This is a genomic window from Kitasatospora sp. MAP12-44 (assembly GCF_029892095.1).
In the GTDB taxonomy this organism is placed as follows: domain Bacteria; phylum Actinomycetota; class Actinomycetes; order Streptomycetales; family Streptomycetaceae; genus Kitasatospora.
Map to the genome: position 1 here is coordinate 5995181 of NZ_JARZAE010000004.1, position 21255 is coordinate 6016435.

Consider the following 21255-nt stretch of genomic DNA (forward strand, 5'->3'; position numbering starts at 1 on the left):
TACCGCTTTCGGATTCCGTCCGCGGATATAGCAACTGTCATGGCACCTGACCTTAGTTGACTCCTAAGGGACCAGCTCAAGGACCCAGGACAGCAGCGGAGTCAGCAGCCATGCGCCGAGCGCGGCGAGCAGCAGGCCGCCCAGCAGCTCGAAGATCCACAGGGCCCGGGTCGGGAAGAGGAACCGGGTGGGATCGCGCGGGTCGAAGCGGATCTCAGACCAATGGCGAGCGTCGCCCGTAGTGTCCAGCGTGTGGCGCTCGCCGTCCAGGGAGTGGTACGTGATCTTGAGCACGCCGCCCTTGCCCGAGGCGGCCTTGGTCTGCACGGTGACCCCGCGGCGGGCCAGGATCCACCGGGTCCGCGGCTTGGCCAGCTTGTCCGCGAGCCGCAGCACGCCGTAGCCGGCCGCCGTGAGCAGCGCGAGCAGGAACCCGGGTCTGTCCGGTGTCCCGGTGCCGATCATCATCGGCACCACGACGAACAGATATCCCAGCCAGCACCGCTGCTTCACCGTCGTACGCCGCGCCGCGCGCGCCACCCCGGCGATCCAGGCGCCCAACGCCCGGACCGCGCGCACCGGCCAGACGCTGGGCGTCTCGCTGCGGACGGCTGGCAGATCGCCGGGGGTGTCGCCGATCAGCGCCTCGATCTCGGACGCGAGAGTGCTGACGGCCTCGGGTATCCGGTGGCGGACCGTCAGCGGCTGCTGCTCGTCGAAGAGATGCAGCGCCAGCACCTGCCCCGAGACCTCCACCCGGCGCACCCGGCCACCGGGCACCACCGTGGTCGTCCGCCCCTGCCGCCAGTGCACCTTGCCGTCGGCCACCCAGACCCGCGTCCGTCGATGCGTCAGGATCACGCCCACAGCTGACTGATGATCATCTCTACCCATGGCGCCACAGCATAGGACGCGGCGGAAGTCGGGTGGGCCGACTTTTCAAGCCCGGGGCTTTTGCCCACCTGATCCCGGGCCGACGCGCGGTGCGGGGGGCTGTTGCGTGCCTTCATCGGCGGGTGGGGCTAGGTTCAGCGGGCTGCTACAGGTGGAGGTGACGGGTTGCCATGGCCGGCACGCCGGAGGGTTCGGATCGCTCGGGTTCGGGTGGGGTGTCGCGGGTGGGGCGGCTGCACGCGTGGGGGCGGCGGCTCTGGAGTGGCGGGAAGGAACTGGAGCTGATGCACCGGGCGATGGGGTTCGCGGCGCTCGGGTTTGTGACGCTGGTGCCACTGCTGATCACCTTGGCGGCGGCCTCGCCGGTCCGGGGGGCCGGGTTCGCGGGGTGGATGGTGGACGGGCTGGGAGTGTCGGGCAGTTCGGCCGACGCCGTCCGGCAGCTGTTCAGCTCGCCCCGGCGGGTGCTGAGCACGACCACGGCCCTCAGCCTCGCGGCAGTGGCCTTCTTCGGGGTCTCGTTCATGGCGGCCGTGCAGACCGGCTACGAGCGGATCTGGAAGCTGAAGGCCGCCCCCTGGCACTCGGCCTGGCGCCAGACGCTGGGCCTGGCGGGCCTGGCGGGGTACCTGCTGGCGGCCTCCTGGACCGGTGTCCCCTGGCGGCACTCCCCGATCCAGCCGGCGCTCGGACTCACCTGGACGACCATCGTCGGAGTGATCTTCTTCTGGTGGCTGCAGCGGCTGCTGCTGAGCGGCCGGGTCGGCTGGCGGCCGCTCTTCCCGGGGGCGTGCGCGACGGTGGCCGCACTGGTGGGGCTGCGGCTGTTCTCGCAGCTGGTCTTCGCGCCGCTGATCGTCTCCAGCGCGACCTCCTACGGCGCGATCGGCACGGTGCTCGTGGTGCAGTCCTGGCTGATCGGCGTGGGGTTCACGGTGTTCGCGGGCGCGCTGGTGGGGCGGGTCCGCTTCGAGGAGGTCCAGCACATGGCAGAGGGCCCCGCCCGGTCGGACGGAGCCCTCTAGAGCCGACCTGCGGCCGGCCGCTAGGAGCGGTGCAGCGTGATCGTGGTCCAGGCGCCGACGTGGATCTTGTCGCCGTCGCTCAGGGGGATCGCGGTGTGCGGGGCGATCGGGTCGGCGGCGTAGTTGAGCGTGGTGCAGTTGGTGGAGTCCTGGTCCACCACCACCCAGCTGCCGTCGGGCTGCTCGGCCAGCAGCGCGTGGTTGTGCGAGACGGCCGGGTCCTCCGGCGGCACCGACAGGTCGATCTCCGGCAGGGTGCCCTTCTGCTGGCTGCGCCGGCCGATCCGCAGCTGGCCGCGGCCGGTCAGCGGGATCCGCCGCGGGGGGCAGTACGGCGGGAAGAAGAGCCCGGCGGACTCCGGACCGCTGCGCGCCATCATGTCGTTGAAGTAGTCCCGGTCGGCGCAGACCTCGGCCATCCAGGTGGAGCGGGCCGGTGCGGGCTGCTCCACCTGGACCGGCTGGGACGGCGGCGGCAGGTGGAACGAGGTCGCGTACGGGTCACCGCCGCCCATCGCGGGCTGCGGCGGCTGCTGGGGCTGCTGCTGCGGGTAGCCGTTCTGCTGGTGCTGCTGCTGAGGCGGCTGGTGCTGAGGCGGTTGCTGCTGGGGCGGCGCCTGCTGCGGGTAGCCGTACCCGGGAGCCTGCGGGGGCTGCTGGTAGCCGTACCCCTGCTGCGGCTGTGGCTGCGGGGGCTGCTGCTGCGCGTAGCCGTTCTGCTGCGGCATCGGGGACGCCTCGTAGTCGTACCCGCACTCCTCGCAGTACCGCCCGGTCTGCGGCGTGCGGCAGATCGGGCAGGTGACCAGGCCCTCGGTCATCCCGCCGCCCATCCCGCCGCCGCCGTGCGCCCCGCCAGGCATCCCGCCGGGCATCGGCGGCAGGTGCGACGGCGGCGCGGGCGCACCGAAGGGCCCGCCGGCGTTCGGCGGTGTCATCGGAAAGCCACAGAAGTCGCACCAGTCCTCGGCCTGCGACTCATGGCCCCTAGGGCAGATCGGCATCAAGTCCCCCACATCTCAGCAGGTCCGGCCCTGACAGGTACCAGGTCACGTCAGGTCACTTCTTCACACGAACGGTCTTGGTGGAGCGGGTGTCCAGGGTCATCGAATCGGCCTCGCTCACATCCTTACGGAACCGAACCGTACCCTCCTTCGGGTCCACCACATCCACCACCTTCTGCAGCAGGCGGTAGGTGCCCTCGTTCCCGGTCTGGTGCGCGAGCCGGACGGCCGCCCCCAACTTGGCGGTGGCCAGGTCGAGATCGCCCGCGCGGTGCGCCTCCAGGCCCACCTGGATGGACTCCGCAAGCTCGGCCTGGCCGGTGTAGTGCGCGACCTGCGGGCTGATCCGGGTGGAGGAGGCCAGGTCGTCCGTCCAGACCGCCTTGACCAGACCTTGGGAGAGCACCTCGGTGCTGCCGTCGCCCTGCGGCAGCACCAGGCTGATCCGGGCGGCGAGCATCTCGTTGCCCACGGCGGCCGACGGGACCTGCACGCAGACGTGGTAGTCGCGGCTCTCGTCGCCCCAGGAGCCGGTGGGGTAGTCGCCGGCCCGCGGGCCCGCCTCGACCCGGCGCTCGGTCAGGTCCTCCAGGTCGGGAGCGACCTGCTTGACGAACTTCACCGAGGCGTTGGCCGGGGTCCAGATCCGCAGCGCCACGTCGGCGACCTGCTTGCCCATGGCCGCCTCCATCATCCCGCGGAAGTCGTCGGCCAGGCCGGACGGCTCGGCGACGATGTCCACGGTGCCCAGCAGCGCGGAGGAGATCCGGCGCAGCTCGGTCAGCTCCCAGTCCGTCCCGACGCCGCGGCAGTCGGAGGTGTAGTGGCCGGTCACCCGGTCCAGCACGCGCTGCAGGTCCTCGGGCTTCTCGTGCTCGTTGCGGCCGTCGGTGAGCAGGATGCCGTGCCGGATGGCTATCTCGCGGCGGGTCAGAAAGAGCTTGTCGGCCTTGTCCAGCCAGGTGCCGATGGCGGTGCCGCCGCCTGCGCTGAGCTTGCGCAGCGACTGCTTCGCTGCCTCCCGGGTGCCGGCGTCGGCCACCGCGAGCTGCCCGCCACCGGGGTAGATGTCCTTGGCCTCGTGGGTGCCGGCCACCACCGCGAAGGCGACGCCGTCGCGGATGGTGTCGATGGCGACGGCGGTGGCGTCCCGGGCGTTGCGCATCTTGGTGGGCGGGTAGTCCATCGAGCCCGAGCAGTCGACCATGATCACGACGGCCGAGTCGGTGCCCGCCGCGGCGCCCGCGTCGGCCATCGCGCCGAGCGGGCGGCCGCCGGTGGTACCGCCGCCGGTCGCGGTGACGGTGACGATCGCGTTGACCTCGCGGGCGCCGTCGGCGAGGTACTCGTTCTGGAAGATGTCCGTGCTGAACCTGGGCAGGTTCGACTTCGTCAGACTGGCCATGGCCGAGCTCCTGATTCGGGTACGAGTGGTGGGTGGGGCCGTCTGACGGGGATCAGTCGGACTGCTGGGTGGCCGGTACGGCCGGCGGGCCGGCCGGCATCGGGGGTGCCGCGGGCGCCGGCGGCGCGGGCGGGGCGTCCGGGAGGGGCGGGGCGGCCTGCGCCGGCACCGGGCGCAGCACCGGCAGGTCGAGCAGCGTCTCGGTGTACCCCTCGACGGTCAGCGGCACGACCGGCAGCACGGCGACCGTGATGTTGTCGTGCCCGCCCGCCGCGACGGCGAAGTCGACCAGCACCCGGGCCGCCCGCAGCGGGTCGGTCCGGGCGTCGGAGCGCACCAGGTCGGCCAGCTGGGTGGCGGCCTCGGCGTAGTTCCACAGGCCGTCGGTGCAGACCAGCAGCACCCCGGGGACGTGCGGCGTGAAGGTGACGGTGTGCGGCTCGACCTCCTCGGCGTCGGCGCCGAGCCAGCCGGTGATCGCGTGCGCCCGGGCGTCCGCGTAGGCCTCGGCCTCGCCCATCAGGCCGGCCGAGACCATCCGGGCCGCCCAGGAGTCGTCCTCGGTCAGCCGGTAGGGCTCGGCGCCCTCCCGGTCGTCCGGGATCCAGTACGCCCGGCTGTCGCCGACCCAGCCGACGGTCACCACGCCGGCCGCGGCCACCGTGCTGACCAGGGTGCAGGCGGGGGAGTTGGAGTGCGGGGTCGGGGCGGTGCCGTCGGAGGCCAGCGCCGCGACCACCTCGGCCGCGGCCAGGATCGCCCGCCGCATCGCCGGCTCGGCCGCGACGCCCTCCTCGAGCGAGGTCAGCAGCGCCTGCGAGGCGGTCTCGGCGGCGGCCTGCGAGGCCTCGTCGGGGCGCGAGGCGGAGGAGACGCCGTCGCAGACCACCGCGAGCACGGCGGCGGCACCGTCCGGCAGCGAGGTGGCCGCGAGCATGAAGGAGTCCTCGTTGCGGTGGTGGCGCAGACCGCGGTCGCTGACGCCCGCGACACCCTGCAGCGACTGCTCCATGTGGTCGCGCGGGCGCGGCTGGACGCCGCCGCAGGCCTCGCAGTAGCCGTCGGAGGCGACCTGCCGCGCGCCGCAGTGCACGCAGCCGGGGCGGGCCGCGCCGGCCGGCTCCAGCTCGAAGTCCGGCTCGCCGGCGGACGGCTGCGTGCCGGACGGCTGCGCGGCGGACGGCTGCGCGGCGGACGGGCCCGCGGCGGACGGGCCCGCGGCGGACGGCGGCTCCGGCGCGGCCAGGTTCGCCCCGCAGGAGCCGCAGAACATGTCGTCCGGGTCGAGCGGCTCCACGCAGGTCGGGCACCACATGGTCTGTTGAGGCATCAGCTCACACCCAAGTCCGTGGACGGGTCCGGTTCGCCCGCTCCACCATCGCGATCCTGCTCTCCGCCCGGTCGGACAACCGGGCCAGTACCCGGTAGGACCGTTCCAGGGCGAACCGCAGTTCCCGCTCGTCGGCGGGATGTCCCAGCACCGTCAGGCCGCCGGGGTCGGCGGCTCCCGCCTGCTGGGAGGGCCGGCCGGCCAGCACCCAGCCCAGCGCGGCGCCCAGCAGCTCCACCGAGAGCTCCTCGCGACGCCGGTCGTCCAGGCCCAGCGCGGTCAGCTGGGTCGAACTGGCGCCGAGGTCGAGGGCGAGCGGCTCCTGCGGGGAGCGCTCGCGCAGCCGGGAGCGGACGGCCGCTATCCGGGCGGCGGTGAAGTGGCTGGAGGTCTCCGGCACCGACTCCAGCGCCAGCACGGCTCCGGTCCGGTCGCCGGCCGCCAGCCGGACCCGGGCCAGGCCGAAGGCGGCGCTGACGTAGGCGTGGTCGGTGCTCCAGACCAGCCGGTAGAACTCGGCGGCGTCCTCGCCGTTGCCCAGCAGCTCGGCGCAGACGCCCAGCGCCAGCTTGGGCGCGGCCTCGCCGGGGAACGCGTCGTAGACCGCGTCGAACGCCTCGGCGGCGGCCTCCACCTGCTCGCGGGACCGGGTGGCGGCCGAGGCGACCAGCAGGGCGAGACCGCGGTACCAGATCACCCGCCAGTCGCCCGGCTCGTCGGCCTCCAGCGCGTCCAGCGCGCGCTGCACCGCCGTCTGGTCGCCCAGTTCGATCCGGGCCCGCAGCTCGCGCAGCCGGCGCTCCACCGACTGGGTGGGCGCGCCCTGCAGGGCGGCGATCGCCTCGCTCGGCTGGGTGGCCATCAGGGTGGCGAGGAACCCGGCGTTGGGGTCGCCCGGGTCCACCCGCGGCACCGGCAGGGCCAGCGCGGCGCCCGCCGCGTCCAGCGCCTCGACCTTCGGAAGGCCGGGCGCGCTGCCGCTGCCCTCGGCCAGCAACTCGGTGTCCACCACCCGCAGTTCGGGGCCGAACAGGGTGGAGAGCGCGGGCCGCGGCGAGCCGTCCTGGAGGGCCAGGATCTCGCGCAGCACGCCGGTCAGCTGGTCGGCCATCTCCTCGGCCGAGGCGAACCGGCCGCTCGGGTCGGGGTCGGTGGCGCGCACCAGCAGGCGGTAGAAGGACTCGTACTGCTCGAAGATCGGGACCAGCTCGGGGCCGGGCAGCTCGTCGCGGTACTGGGTGCTGTAGCCCTGGAAGTCGAAGGTGAGCACGGCCAGCGTGCGGGCGACCGTGTAGAGGTCGGAGGCCGGCGACGGGCCGTCCGTCGCGATCTCCGGCGCCTGGTAGCCGACCGTGCCGTAGATCGGGCCGTCGTCGTTGAAGCCGCGCACCGCGCCCATGTCGATGACCTTGAGCGAGTCCTCGCTCTGGATCACGTTGTCGATCTTGAAGTCGCAGTAGATCAGACCCCGGCTGTGCAGGTAGCCGAGCGCCGGCAGGGCCTCCAGCGCGTACGCGATGGCCTGCTCGACGGGCAGCGGCTCGCGCCGGCCGTCCGGCGTGCGGCGCTCGTTGGCGATGTCCTTGAGGGACTTGCCGCCGACGTACTCCATCACGATGTAGCCGTCGACCGAGCCGTTGGCCGGGTCGGGGTGCTCGACGAAGTTGATGATGCGCACGATGTTCGGGTGGTCGACCTCGGCCAGGAACCGGCGCTCGGCGATCGCCACCGCCAGCGCGTCCTCGTCGCCGGTGTCCAGCAGGCCCTTCAGCACCACCCAGCGGTCGCTGACCCGGCGGTCCACCGCGAGGTAGATCCAGCCGAGGCCGCCGTAGGCCAGGCAGCCGAGCACGTCGTACTGGCCGCCGACCAGGTCGCCGTGGCGCAGCTTGGGGGTGAAGGAGTACGCGGTGCCGCACTTGGTGCAGAAGCCGTCGGGGCGGCCGGGCACGCCGTTCTTCTCCCGGCCCACCGGCGCCTCGCACTTGCTGCAGAAGCGCTTGCGCTCGGGCACCTCGGGGTTGGCCAGCACGGCCGAGGCGGGGTCGAGCTTGGGCACCGGCGGGACCGTCACCAGTCCTGCGCCGAGCCGGGAGCGGGTGGTGCTGCCGGCGGTGCCCTTGCTGCTCTTCACCGAGACCGAGCCACGGGTGCCGGTTCGCGAGGAGCGGTGCGAGCGGGAGCGGCCCGACATCGAGCGGGCCGAGCCGGTCCGCGAGGAGCCGGCCGAGGCGGCCGAGACGGCGGAGTCGGGGGCGGCGGAGCGGGCCGAGGGCAGGGACACGGCGGCGGACGGGGCCGGGGTGCCGGTCGTCGCGCTCGCGGGAGATCCCGCACTCGTCGCAGTAGCCGTCCGCGTCGATGCTGCCGCTGCAACCGGGCTGTCCGCAGCCGGAGCCGGCCACCGGGCCGCCGGTGGCGACCGCCGGCCTGCTCGGGCCGGTCGCCACCGCGGGTGTGAGCCCGCACTCGCCGCAGTATCCGTCCGCGTCGATGACCCCGCCGGAGCAACCCGGCTGCACACACGCTTCGCCCATGACTCTCAGACCCCCTGACCGTTCTGCTGTCCGTAGTACTGCTGCCCATAGCCCGGCTGACCGTCCTGCGGCCCCGGGCCGCCCGGTGATCCGCCGGTCCCGGCCGATCCGCCCGCCCCGCTCGCGGGGCGCAGCGCCTGCTGGAACCGGGCGACCGCCGCCGCTGCCGCCCGCAGGTCGCACGGAGCGCTCCACAGCAGCCAGCGGGCCTTCTCGTAGCGCTCGATCACCTCGGGGTCCTCGACCACCCCGAGCCGTGCCGCCATCGCTTTGTACGCGTCCAGCCGGCCGCGCAGTTCCGCCCGGACGGCCAGCGGCTGGGTCACCTCGGTCAGCGACTGCCGGGCCCGGGTGAGCTCCTTGGCGGCCTGCTCCTCCAGGGTGTCGAGCAGCGGCGCCAAGCGGTGCCACTGCCCGCTCAGCTGCAGCTCGGCCGCCTGGTGGATCCGCTCGCGCAGCGCGGAGAGCGGGCCCGGCACGGCCGGCACCTCGGTGGCGGCGATCTTCGCCAGCACCTCGCCGCGCGCCCGGCGGGCCTCGACGAGGGTGGCGTCGGCGCGCTGCAGCAGGTCGGCGACCTGCTGCAGCCGCTCGTCGGCCTCGTCGCGCAGCCGCATCAGCTGCTCGAGCTCGACCCGGACGCCGTCCAGCGCGCGCCCGGCCTTGTCGAAGCGTTCGGTGTCCACCACGCCCTGGCCGCCGCCGGCCTGCGCGCCGCTCGGGCCGCTGCCGCGCTGCGCGGGCACCCGGGTGGGCCGCCACAGGGCCAGCGGGTCGGTCAGCACCTCGGTGCGAAGCGCCGCCAGCTCGCGCTCCAGCGCGTCGAGATCGTCGGCCAGCGGGTGCGAGCCGCTCTGCACGCCGACCGATCCGGCCAGCGTGCGGACCCGGCGCAGCTCGGCGAGCAGCAGATCGATCCTGGCGGGCAGCGCCGACCAGACCGCGTCGGCGGCGCTCACCAGGTCCAGTACGGTCGCGTACCAGGTGTTCATCCGGTCCATCAGCTCGGCCAGGCTGACCTGCTCCACCAACCGTGTGGGGCCTGCCAGTTGGCGGACCGGGTCGGGCAGCTGGCCGCCCGAGACGGTGACCGCCCGGCCGCGCAGCAGCTCGCTGAGCTCGGCCAGCTCGGGCGCGCTGGGGCGCACCCGGCGGGAACGGACGGCGCGCGCCGAGGCGAGTGCTTCGACATAGCGGTCGAAGAGCGTCCAGAGCAGCGTCAGGCCCTGCGCGGCGACGGCCCAGCCCTCCTCGGTGCGTCCGGACAGGGCCGCGCCCTCCAGCAGCCGCCGGCCGGGGTGGTCCTGGAGGGCGAGCAGTGCGGCCTCGACGGCCTCGCGCTCGGCGCTCAGCCTGGCCAGCTCGCGGTCCACCTCCTCCCGGCTCATCACCGGGCCTGCGGATCCTGTCAACGCGACGCCCTTCCTTTGCTCATAACGTGGTGTGTCCTACGGCAGGTAGTCGGCCGGCGGCGGACCGTTGGACGGCCCGAGGTACGGGCCGAGCCACTTGTCGTAGCTGGCCTGCCACCCGTTGCCGCGGTAGTCCTCCAGCACCTGGTTGACCCGGGCCACCAGGTCGGTGGCGCCCTTCGCCATGGCGATGCCGTACGGCTCCGCGGTCAGCGAGGGGCCGATCACCTGGACGGTCGGGTCCTGCGCCGCCTGGCCGACGGCGAGCGCGTTGTCGGTCATGGTCGCGTCCACCTGACCCAGCTGCATCAGCACCAGGCAGTCCAGCTGGTTGCCCACCACCTTGACGGTCGCGGCGCCGTGCTGATTGCTCTTCAGTTCGGTCTGGGCGGTGGAGGAGTCCGCCACGCAGACGGTCTTCCCCTTCAACGCCTGGTCGATGGTGGTCGCCTTGGCCGACCGCGGAACCACCACCTGCTGCCCCGCCTCGAAGTACGCCGACGAGAAGGCGACGTCATTGAGGCGATCACAAGTGATCGACATCGTACGCGCGATCAGATCGACCTCGCCGCTCTTAATGGCATTAATACGCTGATCCGTCGGCACGGTCTTGAACTCGACCTTGTTGGGATCGCCCAGGATCGCCTTGGCCACGGCGTGCACCAGGTCGATGTCGAAGCCCTGCAACTCACCGGTCTGCGGGTCGCGGAAGCCCCAGCGGTAGCTGTTCTGGTCGACGCCCGCGATCAGCACGCCGCGCCGCTTGATGGCGCTGACCGCCGGGCCGCTCTCGTCCAGGCTCGGCCGCACGCTCTTGGTCGGGTCGCAACTCGCCGTCGCCGCCGTCGCCGCCGTCGCCGCCGGGGCGAGCGCGGGCGCGAGCAGCGGCGCCGCGGCTTCGCGCGGGGCCGCGTCGGCGTTCACGCCCAGGCTGAACGGCACCACCAGGGCCGCCACCAGGACCAGCCAGCTCTTGCTTCGCACTGCTCCAACTCCCCTCATCGGCCTCACCGGTACTCCGCCAGGCGGCGGCCGATCCCGAGCAGCACCCCGGCCGCCGCCAGCAGCGCCAGCACGCCCGCGGCGAAGACGACCGTGCCGGTCGCGTCGCGCCCGTCCTTCGCCGCGCTCAGGAAGTCGGCCTTCTCGACGTCCGCCGCCTGCGCCAACTTGGCGTCCAGCGCCTGGTACGCCTGCTGCGCACCGTCCGCGCCGGAGCCCACGGTGGCGTCCAGGGCGGCCTGGTAGTCGCCGCCGTCGTTCTTCGCCGAGGCCGCGTCGTGGCGCTGCTTCCAGGTGAAGAACTCGCTGCGGGCGTCGGCGACGTCCTGGCCGGCGCCCGCGGGGGCCAGCTGCTGCGCGCTGCCCAACTGGCCGCCGGAGGTCGTGGTGGCCAGCAGGTCGGTGGACTTGGTCCACTGGTCGGCGTAGGTGGTGGTCGAGCCGCGCGCGACCAGGTTGAGATTCTCCGCGGTGCGGGCCTGCAGCGCGTCGATCCGCGCGCTGTTCAGCGCCTGCAACGGGCCGGCGCCGGTGCTGCGGCTGCGCGAGAGCCCGGCGTCGGCCGCCGCCACCCCGGCCGTCAGCCACACCAGCGTCGCCAGCACGGCAGCGGTGGCGCTCAGCACGCCGAGGTTGAACACCCGGTTGGTGCGCCGGAACAGGACGAGCTGGAACCAGACCAGCGCCACCGCCACCAGCAGGCCGAGGACGTAGACCGCCCACGGCGTCGCCTGCGCGTCGGCGTAGTCCTGGTCGACCCGGCCCCGCTCGTAGTCGGAGAGTTTCTGCGCGGTGGGCAGCAGCTGGTTCTGCATCTGGCCGGAGGCGTACCGCAGATAGGCCGCGCCGAGCGGCAGGCCCTGCCGGTCGATGGCCCGGGCCGTCTCCACCAGCCCCGAGTAGACCGGGAGTTGCTGGTTGAGCTGGCTGATCCAGGACACCGCGGCGGCGGACCCGGCGCTGTGCGTGGCGGCCTGGGTGAGCAGCTGGGAGGCGGTGGCCAGGTCCGCCTGGTAGCGCTGGCGCACCGTGGGCGGCTCATTGCCCGCCAGCAGGAAGCCGGCTGCCGCGGTGGTGTCCGCATCGGCCAGCGAGCGGTAGATCTCGGCGGCGTTCTCGCTGAGCGGCTGGCTGCTGGACACCACCCGGTCCGCCGCCTGCGTACGGGAGGTCACCTGCCAGCCCGTCAGCGCACCGAAGGCCAGCACCAGGACGACCAGCGCCACCGCGCTGAGCCGCAGCCGCCCCGGGGCGGTCGCGGACGCCTGGCGCAGCCGATCGGTCAGTTGTCCGCCGCGCCGGGCCACGGCGGCCGTCACTGCTGTCCGCGCCGGAGGTCGCGCCTCCGTCAACTGTGGTGTTGCCACCAGCCCCACCCTCCCCCTGGGCCGCCCGACGATCGGGTACCGGCCCACTGCCAGCAGTATGGCCATCGGATCCGACGGTCACACGTCACTTGTGCCGGACTTGAGCTTCGACGCGTCCGGCGCTTCCCTCGCTCGCGCGAGGGGCACCCTATGCCGTGCCGGTCCTGGCCCGCCGCGCGGGTGCCCCGCTCACCGTGATCGTCCCCGGATCGGCCATCATGGCTTGTGCCCGGGAGACCGCCGCGCCCGGGCGGAGCATGGAGCGCGAACAATGCAGACCTCAGTCCTGGCCGCCGAAGCCCTGGCCACCGGCTACCACGGGCCGCCGCCCTGGCAGTGGGCCGACCTGGCCACCTCCTGGACGGCCGAACCGGTCGTGCTCGCCCTCGCCGTGCTGCTCGGCGGCGGCTACCTGCTCGGCGTCCGGACGCTGGCCCGGGCCGGCGAGCGCTGGCTGCCCACCCGTACCGCTGCCTTCCTCGGCGGGCTGCTGCTCTGGATCTGGGTCACCTGCTCCGGGCTCGGCGTGTACGAGCGGATCCTGTTCACCGACCGCGCCGTGCAGGTCGTGCTGCTGCTGATGGTCGTCCCGCTGCTGCTCGCGCTCGGCGCACCCGTCTCCCTGCTGGTGCAGACCGCGCCGCCGGCCCGCCGCGAGCGCATCCTGCGGGCGCTGCGCAGCGGCCCGTCCAAGCTGCTGATGTTCCCCGCCGTCTCGACCGCGCTGCTGATGGCACCGCCGTGGCTGCTCTACTTCACCCCCTGGTACGAGAAGACCCTCACCAGCGGCCTGTGGAACATCGGCCTGCACCTGTCGCTGGTCGCGCTCGGGCTGGCGTACTTCTGGCCGCGCCTGCAGATCGACCCGGTCGGCCACGAGTACCCGCACCTGCTGGGCCTCTTCATCACCTTCGCCGAGGTGATCTTCGACGCCGGCCTGGGCATCGTGCTGATCTACGGCGGCCACCTGGTCGGCGGACACTACTACGCCGAGCTGGCCCGCCCCTGGGGCCCGAGCATCGCCCAGGACCAGACCTGGGGCGGCAACGCGCTCTGGGTGCTCGGCGACCTGGTCGGGCTGCCGTTCATCTGGGCGCTGGTCCGGCGCATGATCGCGCAGGGCAAGGAGGAGACCGCCGCGGTGGACGCCGAACTCGACGCCCGCTTCGAGGCCGCCGCCGAGGCCGCAGCGGTCGGCGGCGCGGCGCCGGAGGACGAGCAGGGCATGCGGCCGTGGTGGCTGGACGACCCCAACCTGCGCCACCGCTACGGCGCCGAGAGCTGACCGCTCTACGATGGCGGCCATGCAGCTGATCGGAACCGTCGCCCCTGACCGCCCGCTCCTCGTCCTGGCCGTCGTCGAGGAGGCCGCCCACCTGCGCACCGACCTCCCGGTGCTGCTCACGGGCATGGGCAAGGTCAACGCGACCGCGGCACTGGCGACCGTCCTCGCGCAGGGCCCGCGTCCGTCCGCGGTGGTCAACCTCGGCACGGCCGGCGCGCTGCGCCCGGGCCTGGAGGGGCGCACCCACGAGATCGCCGCCGTACTGCAGCACGACCTGGACACCGCCGTGCTGCGCAGCCTCACCGGCCACAGCTACGGCGACCCGATCACCCTCGACGACTCGGCCGGCGTCATCCTGGCCACCGGCGACCTCTTCGTCACCGACCCCGCCGCCCGCGACCGGCTCGCCGAGCTGGCCCACCTGGTCGACATGGAGGGCTACGCGCTGGCCACCGTCGCCCAGCGCGCCGGCCTGCCCGTCCGCCTGGTCAAGCACGTCAGCGACGAGGCCGGCGAGGGCGCCGCCCGCGCCTGGCGCGAGTCGGTCGACGACTGCGCCAAACTCCTCGCCACCTGGGTCCACGACCACCTCTGAGCCCCACGACCGTCCGGAGTTGCATGCACTGATACCCCCGCGCGGCCGACAGGGCTTCACAGGGGTATCAGTGGGGGGAGCGGTCAGACGGTGCCGAAGTCGCCCGCCTTGACGCCCGCGATGAACGCAGCGAACGCGCTGGTAGGGAAGGCCAGGGCCGGGCCGGACGGGTCCTTGGAGTCACGCACGGGGACGGCGCCCAGGCGGCCGATCTTGCTCGGCGCCCACTCGATGCAAGCGCCGCCGCTCTGGCTGTAAGACGACTTCACCCACCCGTCGCCGGTAAGGTCGATGCTCATTCTTCAAGTCCCTTTCGAAGGGTGCTGATCATGGCAAGTGAAGCCACCGTAGACAGCGCCTCCACTTGGAGCTGATCGTAGTCTCTCTCCCAAGCGGCACAGACGGTCGCGCTCCGCTCCAGGTACCCGCGCGCGTGGGTCTCGCTGTAGCCGACGAGGGACCGGTCGGGGAGCGTCAGCAGGTGCACGGGGAAGATGAAGGGCGCAAGCTCGCCGATCACCGTGAAGGACGTGATGACCGCATCTCAGGAGTTGGCCAAGGATGATCAACGCGCGTGAACTGATCGGTTCCACAAACGTCCTCTTCATGACGTTCGACTCGCTCCGTTACGACGTGGCCCGCGCGATGATGCACGCGGGCCGCACGCCCAACCTGGAGAACGTCGTCGCCGGGGGGCTCTGGGAGGAGCGCCGTACACCGGGGACCTTCACCTACCCCGCGCACGCGGCATTCTTCGCCGGGTTCCTCCCCGTGCCGTCCGGCCCAGCTCGCCCACCCCGCCTGCTGGCCTGCCGCGCCATTCAGGGCAAGACCGTCGCGGATCGAACCTACGTGTTCGACGCCCCGAACATCGTGGAAGGCTTCGCCGGGCTGGGCTACCGCACGGTGTGCGTGGGCGGAGTCGGGTTCTTCTCGCAGCAGACTCCGCTGGGCCGTGTGTTCCCGGCGATGTTCCAAGAAAGCCACTGGTCCCCCGACATGGCGTCAGAAGAGCCTCATTCGACGCGGAATCAGGTGGTCTCCGCGCTGTCGTCGCTCGAACGGCTGGAGATGGGGCAGAAGGCGTTTCTGTTCATGAACGTCACGGCCACCCACACACCGACCGCGTTCTACCTTGAGGGCGCGGCAGAAGCGGACACCTGGGAATCCCAAGGGGCAGCACTTGCCTACGCCGACACCCAGCTCGGCCCGCTCTTCGAAGCCTTGCCCCACTACGGCCGCTGGCTGGTCGTGCTGTGCGCCGACCACGGCGAAGCGTTCGGAGAAGACGGGTACAGCGGGCACGGCGTAGCTCACTCAACCGTGATGACCGTGCCGTACTCCGAATCTATGGTCTACCCGAAGTAGGTCAGCCGGCGCGGGCCCGTCCGGGATCGACAGTCGGCAGGCGCGCGAAGCGCGTCAAGCCCGCTGCCGCAAGGTAGGCAGGAATCTCCCGGCTTCGGCCGGGATAGCACTTCAAGGAGAACGCGGCGTCTCCATCGGGGGCTGACCCGGGCGTAATTCGCGGGCGCAGTCGGTGTCCGTCGCGCACACTGGCCGCCATGCAGATGATCAACCCGCAGGCGGTGCCGCTACGGCAGATCCGCGCGGCCCACACCGCGACCAGCGTCACCGTCTACCAGGCCTACCGGCCCGAGATCGGGGACTACGCCGCCCAGCACGGAGGCTTCCCGGAGAGCTGGAGCCGCTCCCGGATGACCTGGATCAAGCCCAGCTTCTGCTGGATGATGTACCGCAGCGGCTGGGGCACCAAGCCGGGCCAGGAGCGCGTGCTCGCCCTGGAGATCAGCCGCGCCGGCTTCGACGAGGCGCTCGCGCAGGCCTGCCTCTCGCACTACGACCGCGCGGTGCACGCCGACCGCGAGCAGTGGAAGGCCGAGCTGCGCGCCTCGGTGGTGCGGGTGCAGTGGGACCCGGAGCGCGACCTCGACCTCCAGCAGCTGCCCTACCGCTCCCTCCAGCTCGGCCTCAGTGGGGACGCCACCAGGAACTACGCCGATCGCTGGCTGCTCGGCGTCCGCGACGTCACCCCGCTGGCCCACCGGATCCGTGACCTGGTCCGCGCGGGGGACCGGGCGGGCGCGGCGGCGCTGCTCCCGCAGGAGTCGCCGTACCCATCACCGGCTGAACCGGGCATAACGGGCACGCTCGTCTAGGTTGGTGTGGACGGGCTCGTCTGTGCGTCTCCGGCTTCGGAAGGGGGTGACTGCTCGTGTCGTCGGTCACCGACTGGATCCTCGGCCTCTCCGGAGCCGTGGTGTACGCCGTGGTGGGCCTGCTGATCTTCGCCGAGGACGCGCTCTTCCTCGGCTTCCTGCTGCCGGGCGAGACCCTGCTGCTGGTCGCCGGGACCATCGCCGCCGCGCACCGCGGCGTGGACCTGGCGGTGCTGGTCACGGTCGTCGTCCTCACCGCGATCCTGGGCGACGCGGTCGGCTACTGGCTGGGCCGGCACTTCGGCCCCTGGGTGCTGCGCACCCGCAGCGCCGTCCGGCACCGGACGCAGGTCGATCGGGCCCGCAGGCTCATCCGCGACAAGGGCGCGGCGGCGGTCTTCTTCGGCCGCTTCTTCACGGTGTTCCGCGCCCTGGTGCCCACCCTCGCCGGTATCTCCCGCATGCCGTACGGCCGCTTCTCGGTCTACAACATCGCCGGCGCCACCCTCTGGGGCACCGCCTACTGCCTCCTCGGCTACGGCCTCGGCTCGGCCTACAGCCGGGTGGAGAACGTGATCGGCACCGTGGCCACCATCCTGGTCGGCCTCTTCGCCCTGGCCGCCCTCGTCGTCTGGCTGGTCAACCGCCGCCAGTCCCGCGCCGAAGTGGAGGCGGAGGCCGAAGCCGCCGCCCGGGCCCGCCGGGCCGAGGACCCCACCGACGCCGAGTGACGGCCGCCCGGACCCGGTGCGGCCCGCCTGCCGCTGCTGGACAGGCGCATCCTGGCCGGTCGTCGTAGCGTTTCCCCGATGCGTGACCTTCCGCGCTTCCGTGCGCCTCGCTGGATTTCGGGATGGGGCTGGTTGGGATGACGGACGAACGGCCGGAGCCGCCTGCGGCCGGGGGCGGGAAGCGGCGCCACCGTGCGCTCAGATGGCTGGTGCTCTCACTGGGTCTGCTGCTGGTCCTGCTGGCGGCCGGGGGCGGGTGGGTCTACCTCCACCTCGACGGCAATGTCCGCCATTCGCCGCTGTACCTCGGCAGTGGCTCGCCGGGCACCGAGACGAAGAACGGCGCGGGCCAGAGCCCGCTGAACATCCTGGTGATCGGCTCGGACACCCGGGCGACGGCGGCCGACTGCGCGATCGGCGGCGACTGCGGGCCGGGCGCCAACGCGGACGTGGAGATGCTGGTCCACCTGTCGGCGGGCCGCACCAGTGCGACGGTCATGAGCATCCCGCGCGACACCGTCGTCGACATCCCCCAGTGCACCGACCCGAAGACCGGCCATGTCTACCCCGCGGTGAGCCGGGCGCTGATCACCAGCAGCCTGCAGAACGGCGGCCCCGGCTGCACGGTCGCGGCGGTCCACGCCCTCACCGGCATCCCCGTCGACCACTTCGCGCTGGTCGACTTCTCCGGGGTGGTGAGCATGTCGGACACCATCGGCGGGGTCAGCGTCTGTGTCGACAACAACATCTACGACCCTTACTCCCAGCTGAAGTTGGCCAAGGGCACGCACTCCCTCAAGGGCCTCGCGGCGCTGGAGTTCCTGCGCACCCGGCACGGTTTCGGTGACGGCGGGGACCTCGGTCGGGAGGCGGCGCAGCATGTGTTCCTCTCCTCGCTCGTCCAGAAGCTGAAGAGCGCGAACACCCTGACCAACCCGATCGACCTGTACGACCTCGCGGACGCTGCCACCAAGGCGCTGACGGTCGACGACGGGCTGGGCGGCATCACCAACCTGGTGGCCCTGGCGTCGCAGCTCAACGATGTGCTGACCGCCGGGATCACCTTCACCACGATGCCCACGCTCGTCGATCCGGGCAACGCCGACTGGCTGGTGCCCACGCCCGCCGCGCAGGCCGTGTTCCGGGCCATCGCCGCCGACCAGGCCTTGCCGGACGACACCGCGTCCGCCACCCCGCAGGCGGCGGCGATGTCGCCCACCGCGGACGCCGGTGGTGCCCCGCCGAGCGGCGCTCAGCTGCTGATGCGGCTGATGGCTCCGGCAGCTCCGGCGGCTCCGATGGCGCTGGCGGCGCAGACACCGCCCGCGCGGACGCTCAACGCGGCGGCGGCCCCCGGCTGCGTGGCGGTGGGCACCCAGGACACCACCCCGTTCGGTTCGCCCATCGCCGCCTACGCGCTCAACCCGCAGATCCCCGACTCAGCCCCCTGATGCCCCCCTGACCCCCCTGGCGCCGCCGCAGGCGGTGGCCCCCTGCCGGTGCCCCACAAACACTTGCTACATTGCGCAAGCGAGCAATCAATTGCGCAAGCGAGCAACCATCAGTGCCTCATCCGGCGTCCAATGACCGGAACGACATGCCCGGAATCCTCGGGCGGACCGAGGCCGAAGGGGACCGCCGGCCGACCGGACAAGGGCGGAGTGCATGACAGACCAGTGGGTGGACATACCCGAGCATGACGCGGATCGGGGGCGGCGCGCGAACGCGTCTCCTCCGCGGCAGCGGGAGGGGGAGCCGAGACGGCAGCAGGGCGGCGGGCATCCCGGCGCCGGCGCCGGCGCTCGCGCGCGCCGCTCGTCCAGCACTCGCGGGCGGCACGGCGGCACCGTCGCCCTGCTGTCGCTCGGGCTGCCGCTGGTGGGCGCCTTCGTCGACGAGGCGATCAGCCCGGGTCTTGGGGTGGTCTTCGCCGCCTGTGCCGTGCTCGGTCCGGTCGCCGCCGCGGCGCTGAGCAGCCGGGCCGGCTGGTGGTGGGTGCTGACGGCGCCCGGCCCGGTGGTGCTGGCCTCGACGGCCGTCGCCGAGCTGTTCGGGAACTCCGCCAAGTACCAGGGATCCAAGGCGCTGGCCACCGGAGCCGCCCGCTGGGCCATCAGCGGCTTCCCGGTGATGGCGGCGGCGGTGGGGGCCGCCCTGGTCGTCGTCCTGGTACGGATCGCACGAGACAAGAGGAACCGCCGTGGGTGAGCACAACCCGAGCAACACCGGGCGGGCCGCCCGTCGGCAGGGCGCCGTCCCGCGGCAGCGCGGCAGCGCGCCGCAGAAGCGCCGCACCTCGCCGCTGCTGATCGCCGGGCGCACCATCGCCGTCGGGGTCTCCCTCGCGGTGATCGGCACCAGCGGTGTCACCTGGTACACGTACAAGTCGCTGACCACGGGCCTGACCACGTCCAACGCCCTGGCCCAGGTCCAGAAGGGCGCACCGCCGCACCTGGACAACTCGGTCAACCTGCTGCTGATCGGCCTGGACAGCCGCAAGGACATGAACGGCAACGACCTCCCGCCGCAGTTCGTCCAGGACGATCTGCAGGCCGGCGGCAGCAGCGACATCGGCGGTTACAACACCAACACCCTGATCGTGCTGCACATACCGGCCAACGGCGGGAAGGTCACCGCGCTGTCCATCCCGCGCGACGACTACGTCCAGACCGCCGGCGCCGACGGCAAGATGCACAAGATCAAGGAGGCGTACGGCATCGCCAAGTCCGCCGCCGAGAGCAAGCTCGCGGGGAAGGGCCTGTCCAAGGCCCAGCTGGAGCAGCAGAGCCGCGACGTGGGCCGTGCGGCGACGCTGGCGACCGTGCAGAACTTCCTCGGCATCCCGATCGACCACTTCGCCGAGGTCAACCTGCTCGGCTTCTACGACATCGCGCAGGCCGTCGGCCCGGTCCAGGTCTGCCTGAACCACGCCACCAGCGACCCGAACGAGACCGGCCAGGGCTCCGGCTTCAAGGGCACCGCCGGCATCAACACGCTCAACGCCACCCAGTCGCTCGCCTTCGTCCGCCAGCGCCACAACCTGCCGAACGGCGACCTCGACCGCACCCACCGCCAGCAGGCCTTCATCTCCTCGGTCGAGTACAAGCTCAAGAACGAGGGCATCTTCAACGACCTCGGCAAGATGCAGGACCTGTTCAACGTGGTGAAGAAGGACGTGGTGATCGACGACCAGTTGAACATCCTGGACTTCGCCCAGCAGGCGACCAACCTCACCGGCGGGAACGTCGAGTTCAACACGCTGCCGATCTCGGGCTTCAAGACCATCGGCGGCGAGGACGTCAACACGGTCGACCCCGCGCTGATCAAGCGGGAGGTCCAGCAGCTCTTCGGGCACGACCCGGCCCCGGCGCCCGCCTCGGCCGCCCCCGCCTCGTCCGCCCCGGCCCCGTCCGCCCCGGCCCCGGCCGCCCCGGCCCCGGCCGCCCCCGCGCCCGCCGCCCCTGCCGCCAAGACCGGCTCGGGCACGGTGGACGTGTACAACGCCTCGACGGTCTCGCACGCCGCCGCCAATGAGTCGCAAGCCCTGGTGGACATGGGCTACAAGGCAGGCCGCACCGGACCGGCGAGCACCCACCCGACCTCGACGACGGTCACCTACGGCGTCGGCGCGAAGGACGGCGCCCAGGGCGTCGCCGCCAGGTACGGGGTCACCGCCGAGGCGTCCTCGCGGGTCCCCGCCGGCCATATCGAGGTGACCCTCGGCACCGGCTACACCGCCCCCGGCGCCGCCGCACCCGCACCGGCCGCCGCCGGTTCCAGCAGCACCGCCGACCCGGCTGCCGCCCTTCCGATGCAGGGCCCGCCGGTCAAGATGGGTGGCATCCCCTGCGTCAACTGACCACAGGGTGAGGGAAGTTGCCCCGGTGTCCCGTCAGCTCGGCCGCAGCACGGCCGAAGGCGGGGCACCGGGGCATTTGCCGTCAGTACCCTGGGAGCGTCAAGTGGCTGTCGTCGAGTGGCTATGGGGGAGGGGTTCGGCGTGGCGGACTGGGTCTGGTCGGTGGTGATTCCGCTGATCGTCGCGGGGAACTGGGTCGTCGGGACCGGGCGGCGGGCCCTGAAGACACGCCATGAACGGAAGTTGGAGCTGCGGCAGGCCGATGAGCAGCAGCGGCTCGCGGTGGAGGCGGCGAGTCGCCCGCCGGAGCCGGTGTGCGGCTGTACGCACCACCTGGCCAAGCACGACCGGCAGGGGAAGTGCCACGAGGTGGTGGAGGCCCCGACGGCCTGGGATGCCGAGCGCAAGCCGCTGCAGTACGAGCCGCGCCCGTGCAACTGTCAGCAGTACATCGGGCCGGAGCCGTTGGGGACGGTCTTCGCGGCGGAGTTGACGGACCGGTGAGAACAGCTGATCCGAACAGCACGCCCGCTGCTCAGCTGTCTCGAACAGAACATGAGTAATGTATGAGTCTTTCCTAAGCAAATGTCCGTTTCGTCGTGGTTCCATCCCCTTGCGCCCTACGCTCC

20 protein-coding genes are annotated in these 21255 nt (G+C 72.4%); 10 read left to right on the forward strand and 10 right to left on the reverse strand.

The window, feature by feature from the left end:
* Positions 1-63 precede the first annotated feature (63 nt).
* Entirely contained in the window at positions 64-861 is a 798-nt protein-coding gene (locus tag P3T34_RS27500; protein ID WP_280668711.1) for a hypothetical protein, read from the reverse strand.
* 203 nt (positions 862-1064) lie between these two features.
* On the opposite strand from P3T34_RS27500, the gene P3T34_RS27505 reads away from it, so the two are divergent.
* Positions 1065-1919, forward strand: a complete 855-nt coding sequence (locus tag P3T34_RS27505; protein ID WP_280668712.1) for a YhjD/YihY/BrkB family envelope integrity protein — start codon at positions 1065-1067, stop codon at positions 1917-1919.
* A 20-nt stretch (positions 1920-1939) separates the two neighbouring features.
* Here P3T34_RS27505 and P3T34_RS27510 read toward each other — a convergent pair whose 3' ends face one another.
* The 7 genes from P3T34_RS27510 to P3T34_RS27540 form a co-directional block, all read right to left on the reverse strand.
* Positions 1940-2857 carry an FHA domain-containing protein gene (locus P3T34_RS27510; RefSeq protein WP_348534700.1) on the reverse strand — a complete coding sequence of 306 codons (918 nt, stop codon included), beginning with the start codon at positions 2855-2857 and terminating at the stop codon, positions 1940-1942.
* A gap of 121 nt (positions 2858-2978) precedes the next feature.
* Complete coding sequence (locus P3T34_RS27515) at positions 2979-4328, reverse strand: VWA domain-containing protein (RefSeq protein ID WP_280668714.1); 1350 nt, start codon at positions 4326-4328, stop codon at positions 2979-2981.
* A gap of 52 nt (positions 4329-4380) precedes the next feature.
* Positions 4381-5658 carry a protein phosphatase 2C domain-containing protein gene (locus P3T34_RS27520; protein ID WP_280668715.1) on the reverse strand — a complete coding sequence of 426 codons (1278 nt, stop codon included), beginning with the start codon at positions 5656-5658 and terminating at the stop codon, positions 4381-4383.
* Positions 5659-5662: 4 nt separating this feature from the next.
* Positions 5663-7942 (reverse strand): serine/threonine-protein kinase, encoded by a 2280-nt coding sequence (locus P3T34_RS27525; RefSeq protein ID WP_280668716.1) that lies wholly within the window; start codon positions 7940-7942, stop codon positions 5663-5665.
* Between the two features lie 258 nt (positions 7943-8200).
* Positions 8201-9583 carry a hypothetical protein gene (locus tag P3T34_RS27530; RefSeq protein WP_280672431.1) on the reverse strand — a complete coding sequence of 461 codons (1383 nt, stop codon included), beginning with the start codon at positions 9581-9583 and terminating at the stop codon, positions 8201-8203.
* A 60-nt stretch (positions 9584-9643) separates the two neighbouring features.
* Positions 9644-10591: a glutamate ABC transporter substrate-binding protein gene (locus P3T34_RS27535; protein ID WP_280668717.1), complete on the reverse strand. Its 948-nt coding sequence runs from the start codon at positions 10589-10591 to the stop codon at positions 9644-9646.
* A 23-nt stretch (positions 10592-10614) separates the two neighbouring features.
* The gene (locus tag P3T34_RS27540) at positions 10615-11928 is read right to left on the reverse strand and encodes a hypothetical protein (protein WP_280668718.1); all 1314 of its coding nucleotides are present in this window, start codon (positions 11926-11928) and stop codon (positions 10615-10617) included.
* A gap of 319 nt (positions 11929-12247) precedes the next feature.
* On the opposite strand from P3T34_RS27540, the gene P3T34_RS27545 reads away from it, so the two are divergent.
* The gene (locus tag P3T34_RS27545; protein WP_280668719.1) at positions 12248-13261 is read left to right on the forward strand and encodes a cytochrome c oxidase assembly protein; all 1014 of its coding nucleotides are present in this window, start codon (positions 12248-12250) and stop codon (positions 13259-13261) included.
* A 19-nt stretch (positions 13262-13280) separates the two neighbouring features.
* Positions 13281-13856, forward strand: coding sequence for a nucleosidase (locus tag P3T34_RS27550; RefSeq protein ID WP_280668720.1), 576 nt, complete (start codon positions 13281-13283; stop codon positions 13854-13856).
* 83 nt (positions 13857-13939) lie between these two features.
* Here the strand turns inward: P3T34_RS27550 and P3T34_RS27555 are convergent, their stop codons facing one another.
* Together P3T34_RS27555 and P3T34_RS27560 are read right to left on the reverse strand one after the other, a co-directional pair.
* Positions 13940-14155, reverse strand: a complete 216-nt coding sequence (locus P3T34_RS27555) for a DUF397 domain-containing protein (protein ID WP_280668721.1) — start codon at positions 14153-14155, stop codon at positions 13940-13942.
* Positions 14152-14376: a hypothetical protein gene (locus P3T34_RS27560; protein WP_280668722.1), complete on the reverse strand. Its 225-nt coding sequence runs from the start codon at positions 14374-14376 to the stop codon at positions 14152-14154. Before P3T34_RS27560 ends, P3T34_RS27555 begins: the two co-directional genes overlap by 4 nt.
* Before the next feature lie 41 nt (positions 14377-14417).
* Between P3T34_RS27560 and P3T34_RS27565 the strand changes: the two genes are divergently transcribed.
* The 7 genes from P3T34_RS27565 (at position 14418) to P3T34_RS27595 (ending at position 21130) form a co-directional block, all read left to right on the forward strand.
* Entirely contained in the window at positions 14418-15224 is an 807-nt protein-coding gene (locus tag P3T34_RS27565) for an STM4013/SEN3800 family hydrolase (RefSeq protein WP_280668723.1), read from the forward strand.
* A gap of 203 nt (positions 15225-15427) precedes the next feature.
* Positions 15428-16036, forward strand: a complete 609-nt coding sequence (locus P3T34_RS27570; RefSeq protein WP_280672433.1) for a DUF4291 domain-containing protein — start codon at positions 15428-15430, stop codon at positions 16034-16036.
* Between the two features lie 56 nt (positions 16037-16092).
* Positions 16093-16767 (forward strand): DedA family protein, encoded by a 675-nt coding sequence (locus P3T34_RS27575; RefSeq protein WP_280668724.1) that lies wholly within the window; start codon positions 16093-16095, stop codon positions 16765-16767.
* A gap of 137 nt (positions 16768-16904) precedes the next feature.
* Positions 16905-18218 carry an LCP family protein gene (locus P3T34_RS27580; protein ID WP_280668725.1) on the forward strand — a complete coding sequence of 438 codons (1314 nt, stop codon included), beginning with the start codon at positions 16905-16907 and terminating at the stop codon, positions 18216-18218.
* A 214-nt stretch (positions 18219-18432) separates the two neighbouring features.
* On the forward strand, positions 18433-18975 hold the full coding sequence (locus P3T34_RS27585; RefSeq protein ID WP_280668726.1) for a DUF6542 domain-containing protein: 543 nt from the start codon (positions 18433-18435) through the stop codon (positions 18973-18975).
* The gene (locus P3T34_RS27590; protein ID WP_280668727.1) at positions 18968-20626 is read left to right on the forward strand and encodes an LCP family protein; all 1659 of its coding nucleotides are present in this window, start codon (positions 18968-18970) and stop codon (positions 20624-20626) included. The genes P3T34_RS27585 and P3T34_RS27590 overlap by 8 nt, the downstream gene beginning before the upstream one ends.
* Before the next feature lie 141 nt (positions 20627-20767).
* On the forward strand, positions 20768-21130 hold the full coding sequence (locus P3T34_RS27595) for a hypothetical protein (RefSeq protein ID WP_280668728.1): 363 nt from the start codon (positions 20768-20770) through the stop codon (positions 21128-21130).
* The last annotated feature ends 125 nt before the right edge of the window (positions 21131-21255 follow it).